This is a genomic window from Streptomyces sp. NPDC126497, from assembly GCF_040302425.1.
In the GTDB taxonomy this organism is placed as follows: domain Bacteria; phylum Actinomycetota; class Actinomycetes; order Streptomycetales; family Streptomycetaceae; genus Streptomyces.
Genome location: NZ_JBEORT010000029.1, coordinates 51,048 through 66,893 on the forward strand (window position 1 = coordinate 51,048; position 15,846 = coordinate 66,893).

Here is a 15,846-nt window from a genome sequence, read left to right on the forward strand (position 1 = left end):
ATCCCTATCGCGCCGAGCCCTCCCGTATCCACTTCGGGGGCCGACCGGTCACAGACCCGTGACTCCCCCGGGGACTTATCTCCCCTTCATGGGGTTATGCGCCCGGTGGAGAGGCCGGTGGACGCGGGGCCGGCCGGGGGGCTCGGGGATCCGGAGGGCGACTCGCTCACCGGGGTCTCCGGCGCCGTGCTCGCCGGCACGCCTCCCCCGCCGCCGTCCCGGTCCTGCAGGAGCAGCGCCGCCGCGGACACCCCCGCTCCCGCCATCGCGGCGACCGCCATCGCCGCGACCAGCGCGCCCCTCCTGGGCTGCCGCCGGACGGAACGCGCCGCGGTCCCCTCCCCCGCCTCCTCCCGCCGCACCGGGGACCGCCGCCGGGACGCGGTCCGGTCCGGGGGCAGCAGGCCGGGCGGCGGCGACTTTGGCGTGCGGCCCGTCTCGCGGAACGCCCGCAGCATCCGCTCGGCCCGGTCCGCGTCCAGCCGGCGGTCGGGATCGCGCTCCAGCAGGCCCCGCACCACGGGGAGAATCGGTTCTGCTTCGACGGGCGGCCGGATCTCGTCGACCACGACCGCGTGCAGGACCCCACCGAGGGAGTCCCGCCGGAACGGCGACTCGCCGCTGAGCGCCGCGCACAGCAGCGCGCCCAGCGACCACAGGTCGGACTCCGGCCCCGTCCTGGCGCCGGACATCCGCTCGGGGGCGGTGTACTCGGGCGAGCCGACGAAGGAGCCGGTCTCGGTGAGCGTGGTGGAGCCCGACACCCGGGCGATGCCGAAGTCGGTGAGGACGACCCGGTCGGTGCCGTTCTCCAGCAGGACGTTGGCGGGCTTGAGGTCGCGGTGCAGCACACCGGCCCGGTGGGCGGCGCGCAGCGCGCCGAGCAGGTCGACGCCGATCCGTGCCGCCTCCGCCGCGTCGACCGGGCCCCGCTCGGCGACCCGGTCGGCGAGGGACGGCCCGTCGATCAGCTCGAGCACGAGGTACGGGCGTTCGTCGTCCTCGACGACGTCGTGCACGACGATGATGTGCGGATGGCTCAACTGGGCCAGGGCACGCGCTTCGCGCAGGGTGCGGTCCCGCTGCCGCCGGGCGTCCGCCGCGGAGAGCGTCTCGTCGAGGGGGAGTTCCTTGACGGCGACGCCCCGTCCGAGCAGTTGGTCGGTGGCCCGCCAGACCACGCCCATGCCGCCGCGTCCGATCCTCGCCTCAAGACGGTAACGGCCCGCGATGACACGGCCGTTGGTCCTCGCGGTCGCGTTCTCGGCCTCCCCGTCGGTCCCCATGGGCCCATCATGCCCCACCGGATGTGCCCCTTCCGGTACGGCGATTCGGCCAAGCGGTGCGCGTCCGCGCCCGTCGCGGGCGTCAGGGTTCGCGCCACCCCTTCAGCACCGTCTCGAACTGCCCGCTGGTCGTGTCCCAGTCCTCGGCCGGTCCGGACATGTAGAAGGCGTACTCGACCCCGTCCCGTGAGATGTACATCTGGTCGACCGCCCGGCGCGGCCCCGGGAAGCCGGGGTCCTTGGCCAGCGCGGTCCAGGTGTACTCCAGCCGGGCGCTCTCGCGGTCCCGGTAGACACGGCGGTCCAGGCCGATCCGCTGGTAGCCGACCAGGCGCTCCCCCACCTGCCGGTCCAGATCCCTCAGGTGCTCGTACGGGTCGTCGAAGTCGGACGAGTCGTCGATGGCGATGCGGATGAAGTGCTTGCCGCCGTCGGGCGTGTAGTCGACCTGCCGGGTCTCCTCGTCGAAGACCTCGCGCTCCCAGTCCTCGCCGGGCAGGACGATGCTGAAGCCCCAGGGGTCGCTGCGGCGCACCCAGCCCTCCGGGAGGTTTCCCGGCGACCCGGTCCTCTCCGTCCCCGTGGGGCTGGGCGTCGGGGTCGGGGAGGGGCCGGCCGTGGTGCCGCCCCGGTCCTCCTGCTGGAGCATCGCCGCGGTTCCCCCGCCGACGATCGCCGCCAGGACGACGACCAGGGCGATCACTCGCCCGCGCACCCGCCGACGGGGCGCGGCGGCGGACGCGTACGGCTGCTGGACGGCCGTGGGGCCGACGCCCTGGGGGACCTGCGGGGCCTGCGGGACCGCCTCCGGCCCGGTCTCGTGCGGCAGTGGCACGTGGGCGTCGACGGCCCGGGTCGGCACGTACTCCTGCGCCGCCCGGGGCCGGCGTCCCTCGGCGGCCTCGGCGAGCATCTGCTCGGCCCGGGCCGCGTCGGGGCGGGTGGCCGGATCCTTGCGCAGGAGTGCGCTGATGACGGGTCCGAGGGGACCGGCGTGCCGTGGTTCCTCGGCCTCCTCCTCGACGACCGCCTGCATCGTGGTCAGCGGTGAGGTGCGGCGGAACGGTGATCTGCCCTCCACCGCCGTGTACAGCGTCGCGCCGAGCGCCCACAGGTCGGAGGAGGGGCCGGGGTCGTGGCCGCGGACCCGTTCGGGCGCGAGGTAGTCGACCGAGCCGACGACCTCGCCGGTGCGGGTGATCGTCGCGTCGCCGTCGATCTGCGCGATGCCGAAGTCGGTGAGCAGCACCCGGCCGTCCCGGCCGAGGAGGACGTTGCCGGGTTTGACGTCACGGTGCAGTACGCCCGCGGCGTGCGCGGCGCGCAGTGCGCGCAGGACCCACAGGCCGATGCGCGCGGCCTCACGGGGATCGACGCGTTCCCGTTCCTTCACCGCGTCGGCCAGCGAGTCGCCCTCGACCAGCTCCATCACGATCCACGGGCGGCCGTCGTACTCCAGCACGTCGTGCACCGTGACGACGGCGGAGTGGTTGATCCGCGCGGCCGCCCGCGCCTCCCCGCGGGTGCGGGCCAGCAGCATGGCCTGCTCGCTGTCGGAGACGTAGAGCGCCGCGGTCAGTTCCTTGACGGCGACGGTCCGGTGCAGCACCTCGTCGTGGGCGCGCCACACCCGGCCCATGCCTCCGCTCCCGATGGATTCACCGAGCCGGTAGCGGCCCGCGACGAGCGAGCCCTGCATCTGATTCACGTTGCCCCGCAATGGTCTTGACAGGGCCAGCGTAAGTACCCGGGCCCCTTCCGGGAACCGAGGGGGCCCCTTGGAGACCGCACTGTGATGGTTGTCGCTGTACGGGGCGGGAGGCAACCAAACCCCCTGCGACCGCGTGGAGTCGGTGACTCAGCCGGTGAACCGGTAGGTCGCCGCGGCCTGCTCGTACAGCCGTGTCACCTCGTCCCGCTCGGCGTCCGGCCCGCGCACCTGCACCACGTGGTAGCGGCCGTCGATCAGGGCCGCGAGGTTGCGGACGTACAGGTCACCGCCGTCGCCGGTCCAGGTGAACTGGCCCTCGGCCATGGTGCGTCCGCCCACCTCGATGGTCCTCAGCCCGGTGGAGGTGGCCCAGCTGGAGTCGCGGTAGGGCTGCAACTCGCGCTCGTCGTCCCGCTGGTAGGCCATGGGATCGCCGCCGTACCGCTCCGCGCTGTCCCGGCCCGGCACGACGATGAGCTCGAAGTCCCCCTTGGCGTACACGACCTGGCCGCTGCCGTTCTTCGCGGTGCGCCGCCAGCCCTCGGCGACGGCGATCCGGAAGCCCTCCGGGTCCTTGGCCAGGGTGAAGCCGTCGGCGACCTCGGGTCCGGTGGTCTGCGTCTCGGTGGAGGCGGCCGACTCCTCGGGGCCGTCCCGGGGGCCGTCGTCGGTCTCCGGCGAGTTCTTCCCGTCCTCCGGATCGCCGCCGGCCTCCGGCGCGCCCGGTGCGGAACTCGCCCCGTCGGCGGCTCCGGTACGGCCGGCCGGCTCCGCCGCCCCCTCACCGGACTTCGGCAGGAACAGCACGGCGTACGCGATCGCCGCCGCCATGGCGAACAGCACCAGCAGGAGCAGGGTGCGGCCGAGCCTGCGCGGGGAACCGGCGTCCCGTCGGGCCCGCTTGTGCCGTCCGTGGTGCACGGGGAGCCCGGCGCGGCGCCTGCGCACCAGCTCGCCCCGGCGCCGTACGACGGGCAGCCGGCGGGCGTCCGCCGGCGGTGCCGCTATGACGTGCATCCCCGCCTCGGGCTCGGGCGCCGAGCGCACCAGCGAACGCAGCCAGCCGCTCAGCTCCTCGAAGTCGAGGCGCTCGGTGGGGTCCTGGCGCAGCAGCGACTCCACGACCGGCCTCAGCGGCCCGCACTCCTCGGCGAACGCGGGCGGCTCGGCGCACACCATCTGCACCAGCTCGGCCGTCGACTCCTCCGGGTAGGGCGCGTGTCCCTGTACGGCCCGGAACAACAGGGAGCCCAGCGCCCAGAGGTCGGTGGCCGGGCCGATCGGGGCGGCCAGCTGCCAGTTCTCGTGCACCGGCCCGGCCTGTTCCGGCGCCCACCGCTCGGTCACGGGTCCGACGACGGCCATCCGCGCCTGCCGTGCCCGCTCGGCGGCCAGCGCGGTGGCCGGACCGCGGTGCGCGGGGGTCCGCGCCGCCAGGTCGTCCCAGCGTGCGGGCGGGGCGGCCGCCGGTTCGAGGGCCGCGGGGGCTTCAGGGGCGGTACGTCCGTCGGCGGCCCCGTGCCGGCCGGCGGCGCCCACCCCGTAGGGGTCGGCTATCCGTCCCGGCGGAACCGCGGGAGGTGTCGTGCCCGCGCCCTCGTCGCCGGACCGGGTGACGTACGGCGGCCGCGTGGAGGCGGGGCCGCCGTCCTCGGGGGCGGGCAGGGCGGCACGATCGCCCTGCCGGGCCTCCTGCACCCGGGCGGCGGCACGGGCGCCCGCCCGGTACGCGGCGATCGCCCCCGCGCGGGCCGCCCGCACGTCGCCCGCGCTGTCGAGGGCCTTGGGGGCCGCCGCGGGGGAGAGACCGCCTGCCGTGTCGGGCCCGCCGCCGGCCATCCGGCCGGCCCGCGCCTCGATGGCGGCCCGGCGCGCGGCATCGGGATCGGGATCGGGGTCACGGGCGAACCCGGGCGGCCAGGAGGGGCCGCTCCCCTCCGGCGTTCCCCCGGGTTCCGCCGGTCCCAGGGCCTGGAGCGTCCCCGTCGCGGGCCCCGGCTCCTCGTCGTCCGGAGGGGGCACCGGGTCGTACCCGCACAGTGCCTCCTCCGCCGCGCCGACCGCGAGTCCGGTGAGCATCACCCGGCCGTCGTCACAGACGAGCACCGTGCGCGCGGTGATGTTGCGGTGCACCCAGCCGTGGGAGTGCAGCACCCGCAGTGCGGCCAGGACGTCGGAGGCGACCTCCGCCGCCCGGTACGGGGACAGCGGCTCCTCGGCGAGCAGGGCGGCGAGCGGACGCGCGGACACGAGTTCGCTGACGATCCACAGCGAACCGCCCTCCGCGAACACGTCGAAGACCTGGTCCAGGCGTGGGTGGTCGGGGAGGGCGGCCGCTGCCTGCGCGGCCTCCACGGCACGCCGCACGACCGGGTCGGCGGACCTCCGCGTGCCCGCACGGGACGGCCCGTAGCCGCTCCGCCGGGTGCCTCCGTCACGGGCGGTGAAACCGTCGGGCAGTCCCTCCGCGTCCAGCACCTCGGCCTCGACGACCTCCGGCAACGGGACCTGTCTGACCAGGACTTCCTGCCCGCTGTAGGTGTCGAAGGCGCGGGTCTCGGTCAGTTCGTACTCGTCGGAGGGCGGCAGCGGCAGGCGGTAGCGGTCGGCGAGAACCCGTCCCGCGTAGTCGTCCACGTTGCCTCCCCCGGCACTACGGTCGGTCGGTTCCGTTCGCCCGGCGGGCCGTTCCGGCTGCATGCGGTCCGCAAGCACTCACGATACGTGCCGGAGGCAACCCGCAGAGAGGGGATGCCACATCTGGCTCCCCATTCCGCGGGCCGTCATGCTCAGGACTTCGGCCGGAAGGTCTTGGTCAGCGTCCGCCAGGTGTCCTTGCGCCGATCGCTGTCCCACTCGGCGGCCTTGGCCGTGTACATCAGCCCGTACCCGAGCCGTTCACCGACGACGGTCCCCCGGTCGATGGACCGGTACGTGGTCCCGCTCTCCACATAGGTGAACTCCCAGTCGGCCGTGTTCCAGCCGCGGTAGTCCACCGGCTTGATGCTGATCCGCTGGTACTGGGAACGCACCATGGCGCGCTCCTGGTTCTTCCAGTCCGCGACCGGGTCGTCCTTCGGGGTGGTCGTCCAGCCGATGAGCAGCTTCTGCCCGTCCGGTCCGGTGAACCGGTCCCCGGCGGCCCCCGTCGACCGGAACGTCCATCCCTCGGGCAGTCCGATCGAGTACCCCTGGTTCCCCTTGTAGGTCTCCACCGCCGACGTGCCGCCGCCGTCCTCTTCCCCCTCGGCCTCGGCGTCGTCCTCGGCCGATCCGCCGGCGCCGGCGCCCGCGGTGGCGGTCGACGGGCCGGCTCCCGTCTCCGTGTCCGCCGACCCGGTCGCCCTGCCGTCGGTGTGGGTGCCGCCGCTCTCGTCGTCCTTGGTGTCGGCGCTCGGGGTCCCGCTGGCGACGGTCCCGCCGCCGCTGCCCCCGGCTCCCTTGTCGCCCTCGTCGCCGCCGAGCGTGAGGGCCAGCACGACGCCGAGCACGGCGAGCGCCGCGACCACCGCGATGATGATCAGCGTCCGTCGCGGCACCACGTCGGTGAGCGGCGCCCTCGGCACGGGCCTGGCCGGCAGGTCCGGCGGCGTCATCACCGGCCAGCCCGAACTGCGGCCACCGGCGGCCGATTTCGCGGCCGGGGCGGAGGCCGGAGCCGGGCCGGGGCGGGGACCTGGGGCACCCGCCGGCGTGCTCCTGGTCCCCACGGCCGGTTCGGCGGGGGCGGCGCCGCCGGACTTGGCGCGGGCCGCCGCCGCGGCACCGGCCGAGCCGGCCACGGCCGCCGCCTTGCGCACGGAACGCAGCGCGCCCCGCAGCTTCTCCCCGGCCTCCTCGCCGCGCCGGCCCCCGGTGCCCGCCCGCCCACCGGGCTGTTCGGGCAGCGGCACGACCTTCGTCGCGTCCGCCGGCTCCCCGGCCGCCGGCGCGTCGAGGACCGCGTTCAGCATGGCCCGGGCGCCGCTGTCGTCGAGCCGCTGGGCGGGGTCCTTGGTGAGCAGTCCGTAGATGACGTCCCTGAGCGGTCCCGCGTTCTTCGGCTCCTCGAGCGGCTCGGTCATCACCGCCGTGAGCGTCGCGATCGCGGACCCCTTGTCGTACGGCGGGGTGCCCTCCACCGCCGCGTACAGCAGCCCGCCGAGCGACCACAGGTCGGCCGCCGGCCCCGGCTTGTGCCCGCGGGCCCGCTCCGGGGAGATGTAGGAGGGGGCGCCGACCAGCATGCCGGTGGAGGTGATGGACGGGTCGCCCTCGACCTGGGCGATGCCGAAGTCCGTGAGCACGACCCGGCCGTCCTCGGCGATCAGCACGTTCGACGGCTTCACGTCGCGGTGCAGGATGCCCTCCCGGTGCGCGGAGCGCAGGACGTCCAGGATCGCGAGACCGACCTCCGCCGCGCGCTTCGGCTCCAGCAGGCCGTCCTCCCGGATGACCTCGGCGAGCGACTTGCCCTCGACGAGTTCCATCACGATCCAGGGCCGGTCGTCCTCCTCGACCACGTCGAAGACGGTCACGGCGCTGTTGTTGCGGATCCGCGCGATCGCCTTGGCCTCGCGCAGGGTCCGCGTGATCAGCCGCCGCTTCTCCTCCTCGTCGATGTTCGACGGGAAACGGAGCTCCTTGACGGCGACGGTCCGCCCCAGGGTCTCGTCCTGGGCCCGCCACACCGTGCCCATGCCGCCGCGGCCGAGCACGTCTCCCAGCCGGTACCGCCCGGCGAGGAGACGTGCGCTCTTGTCCTGACGGGATGTCCCCGCCCGCTCCGCCTCCGACATGCGTCCCCTCATGCAACCCGCCCTGACAGAGCCTTCATTGTCCCTCACCCGACAAGTGCTCGACGCCCAGGGTGCCTCTGGCCGTGCGCCGGGCCCGGCGCACGCGGAACCCGGGTGCGGGAACCGGCCTCCCGCCCCGCATGATGAGGCCGCCGAAAGGGGGAGGAACCGGGATGCCGCCGCTTCGGACGCTCCTGGCCGTCCCCGTGTCCCTGGCCCTGCTCGCGCTGGCCTCGGGCGCCCATCCGGCGCGGGCCGTCCCGCCCACCGACACGCTCCTTCCGCTCCTGGTCGCGCGGGGCGGCGCCCCCGCCGCGGCCCTGCTGGCCCTGGAGGAGACCGGTCCCCGCTACGCCGAGGCCGGCCCGGGGATCGGGCGCGCCGACCACTTCCGCGCGGGCAGCGTCACCAAGACCTTCATCGCCACGGTCGTCCTGCAACTGGCCGACGAGGGACGTCTGTCCCTGTCCGACACCGTGGAGCGGCATCTGCCCGGCCTGGTGCGGGGAGCGGGCGACGACGGCCGCGGGCTGACCCTGCGTTCCCTGCTCACCCATACCAGCGGACTCCACGACTTCTCCGCGGACACACGGGGCACCGTGCCGGTCCCCCCTCTTCAGGCCGTACGCATCGCACTCACCCGTACCGCACACGGCTCGTACGGCATGGGCCTGCTTCCCGTGACGCTTCCGTGCGGCACCACGGTGTGGGGGCACAACGGGCGCATCCCGGGCAGCTACGTGCGCACCGCGGCCACGGCCGACGGCCGGCGCGTCCTCACCTTCCGCGTGAACACGGACTCGCCGGCTGATCCCGGTCTCGAATCCGCGGTGCTCACGGCCCAGTTCTGCCCCCGCCCTCCTTGGGACGACCGGGTGCCGGACGGGGATCCCGGATCCCGCCGCCCGTCCGAGTGATGCGGACCGACGGCCCGCGGGCCGGCGTCCTACAGCGGCACGATGTCCGGCGCCCCCAGCCGTGCCGCGTCCGCCGTCAGGTCGTCGGGCTGCCGCTGCGACTCCCGCTCGGCCTCCACCCGCTTCTCGTAGTGCCGCACCTCGCGTTCGATCTGGTCCTCGGCCCAGCCCAGCACCGGCGCCATCAGCTCGGCGGCCTCGCGGGCGCTGCGCGTGCCCCGGTCGAACGTCTCGATCGATATGCGGGTGCGCCGGGTCAGCACGTCATCCAGGTGCCGGGCGCCCTCGTGGGAGGCGGCATAGGTGATCTCGGCGCGCAGGTAGTCGTCGGCCGCCCGGAGCGGCTCCCCCAGCGAGGGGTCCGCGGCGATGAGGTCCAGGACCTCCTCCGCCATCGTGCCGTACCGGTGCAGCAGGTGCTCCACCCGCGCCGTGTGCAGTCCGGTGCGCGCGGCGGTGCGCGCCCTCGCGTTCCACAGCGCGTGGTAGCCCTCGGCGCCCACCAGCGGCGTGTCCTCGGTGACGCAGTCGGCGACGCGCACGTCGAGTCCGTGCACCGCCGCGTCCACCGCGTCCTCGGCCATCACCCGGTACGTCGTGTACTTGCCGCCCGCCACCACGACCAGTCCGGGGACGGGGTGGGCCACGGTGTGTTCGCGGGACAGCTTGCTCGTGGCGTCCGACTCGCCGGCCAGCAGGGGCCGCAGACCGGCGTACACGCCCTCCACGTCGTCACGCGTCAGCGGTACCGCGAGCACCGAGTTCACGTGCTCCAGCAGGTAGTCGATGTCCGCGCTGGACGCGGCCGGGTGCGCCTTGTCGAGGTCCCAGCCGGTGTCCGTGGTGCCCACGATCCAGTGCCGGCCCCAGGGGATGACGAACAGCACGGACTTCTCGGTGCGCAGGATGAGCCCGGTCGTGGAGTGGATGCGGTCCTTGGGAACGACCAGGTGGATGCCCTTCGAGGCCCGTACGTGGAACTGGCCGCGCTCGCCGACCATCGCCTGGGTGTCGTCGGTCCACACACCGGTGGCGTTGACGACCTGCTTGGCCCGGATCTCGTACTCGCCGCCGCCCTCGACGTCCTGCACGCGGGCGCCGACGACGCGTTCGCCCTCGCGCAGGAACCCGGTCACCCGGGCGCCGTTGGCGGTCTTCGCGCCGTACGCCGCGGCCGTGCGGACGAGGTTCACCACGAACCGGGCGTCGTCCATCTGGGCGTCGTAGTACTGCAGGGCACCGACCAGCGCGTCCTTCCTCAAGCAGGGTGCCACGCGCAGTGCGTGGCGGCGGGTCAGGTGGCGGTGGACGGGCAGACCGCGCCCGTGCCCCCGGGCCATCGCCATGGCGTCGTACAGCGCGACGCCCGATCCGGCGTAGAGCCGCTCCCAGCCCTTGTGCCGCAGCGGGTACAGGAACGGCACCGGGCGCACCAGGTGCGGGGCGAGCCGCTCCAGCAGCAGGCCCCGCTCCTTCAACGCCTCCCGCACGAGCGCGAAGTCGAGCATCTCCAGATAGCGCAGGCCGCCGTGGACCAGCTTGCTGGACCGGCTGGACGTGCCGGACGCCCAGTCCCGCGCCTCGACCAGGCCCGTGGACAGGCCGCGCGTCGCGGCGTCGAGCGCCGTGCCCGCGCCGACCACGCCGCCGCCCACCACCAGCACGTCCAGCTCGCGCTCGGCCATGGCCGCGAGTGACGCGGCGCGCTGCGCCGGCCCCAGTGTCGCTGTCCTCACCGCTGCCTCCCGCTCATCGGTCGCATCGGCCACACCCGTCGGGCGAAGCCCGGTCTCCCACTCTCGTGCCCAAATTCTGACCGGCTTGCCCGACTTCGGCCACCACGGACCCCGGCCTGTGGACAACCCACGGGACGACTCACCGAAACTCGGCCGATCAATCCCACATATCGGTCATATTTACTCCTAGTCTGACATTGCGCTCGCCTGTCCAGTCCACCGGGCTTGCGCACCTGTCGCACTCCGGCTATCGGGAAGGACGGCCCACGCCATGCCCGCAGATCTCGCCGTCATCGGACTCGGCCCGTACGGCCTGCCCCTGGCCCAGGCCGCGGTCGCCGCCGGCATCCCCACCGTCGGTTACCGGACCGGCCCCGAGGAGGGCTCCCTCAGCGCCGCCGAACAGCGCCGCATGCTCGCGCGGGGTTTCCGGACGACCGCCAACGCCGCCGAGCTCGGCCGGGTGCGCACCGCGGTCATCTGCGCGCCGACGCCGCGCGGCGCGGACGGCGGCCTGGACCTGGGCCAGGTGGAGACGGCCGCCCGCACCCTCGCCGCGTGGCTGCGCCCGCACACCACGGTGGTCCTCGAGTCCCCCGTCCCCCCGGGAACGACGGAGGGGCCCCTGCTGCGCCTGCTCGAGTCGGTGTCGGGCCTGCGCGCGGGACACGACTTCCACCTCGCCTACTCCCCCAGCCGGGTCGATCCCGGCAGCCGCGACCACACCCCCGCCAACACCCCCAAGGTCATCGGCGGCCTCACCCCCGCCTGCACCGAGTCGGCCGCCGCCTTCTACGGGCGCCTCACCGACAAGGTGGTACGCGCGCGCGGCCTGCGCGAGGCGGAGACCGTGCAGCTGCTGGAGACCAACTTCCGGCACGTCAACATCGCCCTCGTCAACGAGATGGCCGCCCTCTGCCACGACCTGGGCATCGACCTGTGGGACGTCCTGCGCTGCGCGGAGACCAAGCCCTTCGGCTTCCAGGCGTTCCGCCCCGGTCCCGGCGTCGGCGGCCACTCCGTCCCCCAGGACCTGACCACCCACGCGGGCCGCACCCTGCGCATGGCGGAGCTCGCCCAGGAGGTCAACGGCCGCATGCCGCGCTACGTCGTGCAGCGCGCCGCCGCCCTCCTCAACGAGCACGGCAAGTCCGCGCGCGGCGCGCGGGTGCTCCTGCTCGGCGTCACCTACAAGCCCGACCTCGCCGACCGGCAGGGCTCCCCGGCCCAGGAGATCGCGGCCCTGCTGATGGAGCTGGGCGCCTCCGTCAGCTACCACGACCCGCACGTGCCGTCCTGGAGCGTCCTCGACCACCCCGTCCCCCGCGCCGACTTCCTCTACGAGGCCGTCGCCGACGCCGACCTGACGATCCTGCTCCAGCAGCACCGCACGTACGACCTCCAGGGCCTGTCGGTGAAGGCCCAGCTGATGCTGGACACGCGGGGGGCCACTCCCGCGGGGGCGGCGCACCGGCTGTGAGAAGGGGCGGGACGCGCCCCGCCCGGACACGCGGAGGGGCCGGTCACCCCGCCGGGTGACCGGCCCCTCCGTGCCGTGCCGGAGCCGCGCGGGCCCTACCGCCGGTGCTGCGAGTCCGCCACCGTCACCTCGACGCGCTGGAACTCCTTCAGCTCGCTGTAGCCGGTCGTGGCCATGGCGCGGCGCAGGGCGCCGAAGAAGTTCATCGAGCCGTCGGGGGTGTGGGACGGGCCGGTGAGGATCTCCTCTATCGTGCCCACCGTGCCGAGGTCGACCTTCTGGCCGCGCGGCAGCTCCTCGTTGACGGCCTCCATGCCCCAGTGGTTGCCCCGGCCGGGACCGTCCGTCGCACGGGCGAGCGGGGAGCCCATCATCACGGAGTCCGCGCCGCAGGCGATCGCCTTGGGCAGGTCGCCGGACCAGCCGACCCCGCCGTCCGCGATGACGTGCACGTACCGGCCGCCGGACTCGTCCATGTAGTCCCGGCGGGCGGCGGCCACGTCGGCGACCGCGGTGGCCATCGGGACCTGGATGCCCAGCACGTTGCGCGTGGTGTGCGCGGCGCCGCCGCCGAAGCCGACCAGCACGCCCGCGGCACCGGTGCGCATCAGGTGCAGGGCGGCCGTGTAGGTGGCGCAGCCGCCGACGATCACCGGGACGTCGAGCTCGTAGATGAACTGCTTCAGGTTCAGCGGCTCGTGCGAACCGGAGACGTGCTCGGCCGACACCGTCGTACCGCGGATGACGAAGATGTCCACGCCCGCGTCGACGACGGCCTTGGAGAACTGGGCGGTGCGCTGCGGGGAGAGCGCGGCGGCGGTGACCACGCCCGAGTCGCGCACCTCCTTGATGCGCTGCCCGATCAGCTCCTCCTTGATGGGGGCGGCGTAGATCTCCTGCAGGCGGCGCGTGGCCGCCTCGGGGGGCAGGCCGACGATCTCGTCCAGCAGCGGCTGCGGGTCCTCGTAGCGCGTCCACAGGCCCTCGAGGTTCAGCACGCCGAGGCCGCCGAGCTCGCCGATGCGGATCGCGGTGGCCGGCGAGACGACCGAGTCCATGGGAGCGGCCAGGAACGGCAGCTCGAAACGGTAGGCGTCGATCTGCCAGGCGATCGAGACCTCCTTCGGGTCCCGGGTACGGCGGCTGGGGACGACGGCGATGTCGTCGAAGGCGTACGCCCGGCGGCCGCGCTTGCCGCGCCCGATCTCGATCTCAGTCACGTCTGTGGCCTTTCCCTGATGCGTTGCAGCGCCTTCCAGTATCCCCGACGGCCGCGGCGCCCACCGCCCCGGACGCACGGCGAGGGTGGTCCCGGACCGTCCGGGGCCGCCCTCGGGGGCTCACCGCTACTGACGGCTGTAGTTCGGCGCCTCGACCGTCATCTGGATGTCGTGCGGGTGGCTCTCCTTGAGGCCGGCGGAGGTGATCCGCACGAACCGGCCCTTGGACTCCATCTCCTCGATGGTGGCCGCGCCCACGTACCCCATGGTCTGGCGCAGACCGCCGACGAGCTGGTGCAGCACGTTGGCCAGCGGGCCGCGGTAGGGCACCTGGCCCTCGATGCCCTCGGGGACGAGCTTGTCGTCGGAGGCCACCTCGGCCTGGAAGTAGCGGTCCTTCGAGTACGACCTGCCCTGGCCCCGGGACTGCATCGCGCCGAGCGAGCCCATGCCGCGGTACGACTTGAACTGCTTGCCGTTGATGAACTGCAGCTCGCCGGGCGACTCCTCGCAGCCGGCGAGGAGGCTGCCGAGCATCACCGTGTCGGCGCCGGCGGCCAGCGCCTTGCCGATGTCGCCGGAGTACTGCAGGCCGCCGTCGCCGATCAGCGGGACACCGGCCGGACGGGCCGCGAGGGAGGCCTCGTAGATGGCGGTGACCTGGGGGACGCCGATGCCGGCCACCACGCGGGTGGTGCAGATCGAGCCGGGGCCGATGCCCACCTTGATCCCGTCGACGCCGGCGTCGATCAGCGCCTGGGCGCCGTCACGCGTGGCGACGTTGCCGCCGATCACGTCGACGCCGACGCTCGACTTGATCTTCGCCATCCAGCCGAGGGCGTTGCTGTTGTGGCCGTGCGAGGTGTCGACGACCAGGAAGTCCACCCCGGCCTCGGCGAGCGCCTGGGCACGCTCGAGCGCCTCGGGGCTGGCGCCCACGGCGGCGCCGACGAGCAGGCGGCCCTCCGCGTCCTTCGCCGCGTGGGGGTACTGCTCGGCCTTCACGAAGTCCTTGACCGTGATGAGGCCCTTGAGGACGCCCGCCTCGTCGACCAGGGGAAGCTTCTCGATCTTGTGACGGCGCAGCAGCTCCATGGCGTCGCCGCGGGAGATGCCGACCTGCCCGGTGACCAGCGGCATCGGGGTCATGATCTCGCGCACCCGCCGCGTGCGGTCCGTCTCGAAGGCCATGTCACGGTTGGTGACGATGCCGAGGAGCTTCTTGTCGCCGTCGGTGACCGGGACGCCGCTGATGCGGAACTTGGCGCACAGCGCGTCGGCCTCGGCGAGGGTGGCGTCCGGGCCGATGGTGATCGGGTCGGTGACCATGCCGGACTCGGAGCGCTTCACCAGGTCGACCTGGTTGGCCTGGTCCTCGATGGACAGGTTGCGGTGGAGGACGCCGACCCCGCCCTGGCGGGCCATGGCGATCGCCATCCGGGACTCGGTCACCTTGTCCATCGCCGCCGAGAGCAGCGGGATGTTCACCCGTACGTTGCGGGAGATGCGGGACGAGGTGTCGACCGCGTTGGGGAGCACTTCCGATGCGCCCGGCAGCAGCAGCACGTCGTCGTAGGTCAGCCCGAGTGTCGCGAATTTTCCGGGCACTCCGTCGACGTTGGCAGTCATGACACCTTCCCCAAATGGCCTTGATCGGTGCGGATGTCCATGCTAACGGGAAGCGTGGGTGTCTCATTCCACGGTTTCGCACGGCTCCCGGCTTCGTATGTTCGTACGGGAACGGCTGGTCGCCCCTTCATGTGCCGAAGCGGCGGCGCGACGGAGGCGGTTACTGCTCCGCCAGGGCGCGCAGCCGGCTCAGCGCGCGGTGCTGGGCCACCCGGACGGCGCCGGGTGACATTCCCAACATCTGTCCAGTCTCCTCCGCCGTGAGCCCCACGGCGATCCGCAGCAGCAGCAGTTCGCGCTGGTTCTCGGGCAGGTTGGCCAGCAGCTTCTTGGCCCACTCCGCGTCGCTGCTGAGCAGGGCGCGCTCCTCCGGGCCGAGGGAGTCGTCGGGGCGCTCGGGCATCTCGTCGGAGGGCACGGCGGTCGAGCCGGGGTGCCGCATCGCCGCCCGCTGCAGGTCGGCGACCTTGTGGGAGGCGATGGCGAAGATGAACGCCTCGAAGGGCCGGCCGGTGTCCTTGTAGCGGGGCAGCGCGAGGAGCACCGCGACGCAGACCTCCTGGGCGAGGTCCTCGACGAAGTGCCGGGCGTCGCCGGGCAGCCGGGACAGCCGGGTGCGGCAGTAGCGCAGCGCCAGGGGGTGGACATGGGCGAGCAGGTCGTGCGTGGCCTGCTCGTCCCCGTCGACGGCGCGGTGGACGAGCGCACCGATCGCCCCTTGGGCCGTGCCCGCCTCGTCGTCGCGCATCGGTCCATGGTGCCCTGCGGACGCCTGGTCCGCGGCACCGTGTCCCTGGTTGTGCACCGAAGCGTTATGAGCAGGTGCGCCGGAACTCATCCCTTGCGCCCTCCCCTCCCGCTCGACCGACTCGTCCCCGAGGAACTCCACACCTCAAGGATGCGGCATCCGCGGCGAAACGAGCAGCGGGCGTCCGGCGACCGTCGCCGGTGCCCTGGCGGGGCGGGGTTTTCCGCACCCGGGCGCGGCGGGCGGCGAGCGCTTCCACGCCCCGGGCGCGACGGATCCGGCCGGCCGCGCCGCCGGCCGACGGGCTCCGCCCGGGCCGGCGCGCGGACGGGACCGGTCGT

The 15,846-nt window shown here is 73.8% G+C and carries 10 protein-coding genes; 2 read left to right on the plus strand and 8 right to left on the minus strand.

What is annotated here, in order from left to right; genetic code table 11:
* Positions 1 to 86: 86 nt before the first annotated feature.
* The 4 genes from ABTY20_RS15450 to ABTY20_RS15465 form a co-directional block, all read right to left on the minus strand.
* Positions 87 to 1,286 carry a serine/threonine-protein kinase gene (locus ABTY20_RS15450; RefSeq protein WP_351997511.1) on the minus strand — a complete coding sequence of 400 codons (1,200 nt, stop codon included), beginning with the start codon at positions 1,284 to 1,286 and terminating at the stop codon, positions 87 to 89.
* An 82-nt stretch (positions 1,287 to 1,368) separates the two neighbouring features.
* Complete coding sequence (locus ABTY20_RS15455) at positions 1,369 to 2,985, minus strand: serine/threonine-protein kinase (protein ID WP_351997512.1); 1,617 nt, start codon at positions 2,983 to 2,985, stop codon at positions 1,369 to 1,371.
* 159 nt (positions 2,986 to 3,144) lie between these two features.
* Positions 3,145 to 5,634: a serine/threonine kinase C-terminal domain-containing protein gene (locus ABTY20_RS15460; RefSeq protein WP_351997513.1), complete on the minus strand. Its 2,490-nt coding sequence runs from the start codon at positions 5,632 to 5,634 to the stop codon at positions 3,145 to 3,147.
* Positions 5,635 to 5,786: 152 nt separating this feature from the next.
* Entirely contained in the window at positions 5,787 to 7,775 is a 1,989-nt protein-coding gene (locus tag ABTY20_RS15465; protein WP_351997522.1) for a serine/threonine-protein kinase, read from the minus strand.
* Between the two features lie 173 nt (positions 7,776 to 7,948).
* On the opposite strand from ABTY20_RS15465, the gene ABTY20_RS15470 reads away from it, so the two are divergent.
* Complete coding sequence (locus ABTY20_RS15470; protein WP_351997514.1) at positions 7,949 to 8,692, plus strand: serine hydrolase domain-containing protein; 744 nt, start codon at positions 7,949 to 7,951, stop codon at positions 8,690 to 8,692.
* A gap of 29 nt (positions 8,693 to 8,721) precedes the next feature.
* On the opposite strand, the gene ABTY20_RS15475 is transcribed toward ABTY20_RS15470, so the two are convergent.
* On the minus strand, positions 8,722 to 10,428 hold the full coding sequence (locus ABTY20_RS15475; protein WP_351997515.1) for a glycerol-3-phosphate dehydrogenase/oxidase: 1,707 nt from the start codon (positions 10,426 to 10,428) through the stop codon (positions 8,722 to 8,724).
* A 271-nt stretch (positions 10,429 to 10,699) separates the two neighbouring features.
* Here ABTY20_RS15475 and ABTY20_RS15480 point away from each other — a divergent pair, with 271 nt between their 5' ends.
* Complete coding sequence (locus tag ABTY20_RS15480; protein ID WP_351997516.1) at positions 10,700 to 11,908, plus strand: nucleotide sugar dehydrogenase; 1,209 nt, start codon at positions 10,700 to 10,702, stop codon at positions 11,906 to 11,908.
* 95 nt (positions 11,909 to 12,003) lie between these two features.
* On the opposite strand, the gene ABTY20_RS15485 is transcribed toward ABTY20_RS15480, so the two are convergent.
* The 3 genes from ABTY20_RS15485 to ABTY20_RS15495 all read right to left on the minus strand — a co-directional run bounded on the left by ABTY20_RS15485 (position 12,004) and on the right by ABTY20_RS15495 (position 15,505).
* The gene (locus ABTY20_RS15485; protein ID WP_351997517.1) at positions 12,004 to 13,128 is read right to left on the minus strand and encodes a GuaB3 family IMP dehydrogenase-related protein; all 1,125 of its coding nucleotides are present in this window, start codon (positions 13,126 to 13,128) and stop codon (positions 12,004 to 12,006) included.
* A gap of 126 nt (positions 13,129 to 13,254) precedes the next feature.
* A complete protein-coding gene (gene guaB, locus ABTY20_RS15490) occupies positions 13,255 to 14,757 on the minus strand; it encodes an IMP dehydrogenase (RefSeq protein WP_351997518.1) in 1,503 nt (500 codons plus the stop codon).
* A 160-nt stretch (positions 14,758 to 14,917) separates the two neighbouring features.
* Positions 14,918 to 15,505, minus strand: coding sequence for a sigma-70 family RNA polymerase sigma factor (locus tag ABTY20_RS15495; RefSeq protein ID WP_030829597.1), 588 nt, complete (start codon positions 15,503 to 15,505; stop codon positions 14,918 to 14,920).
* Between the last annotated feature and the right edge of the window lie 341 nt (positions 15,506 to 15,846).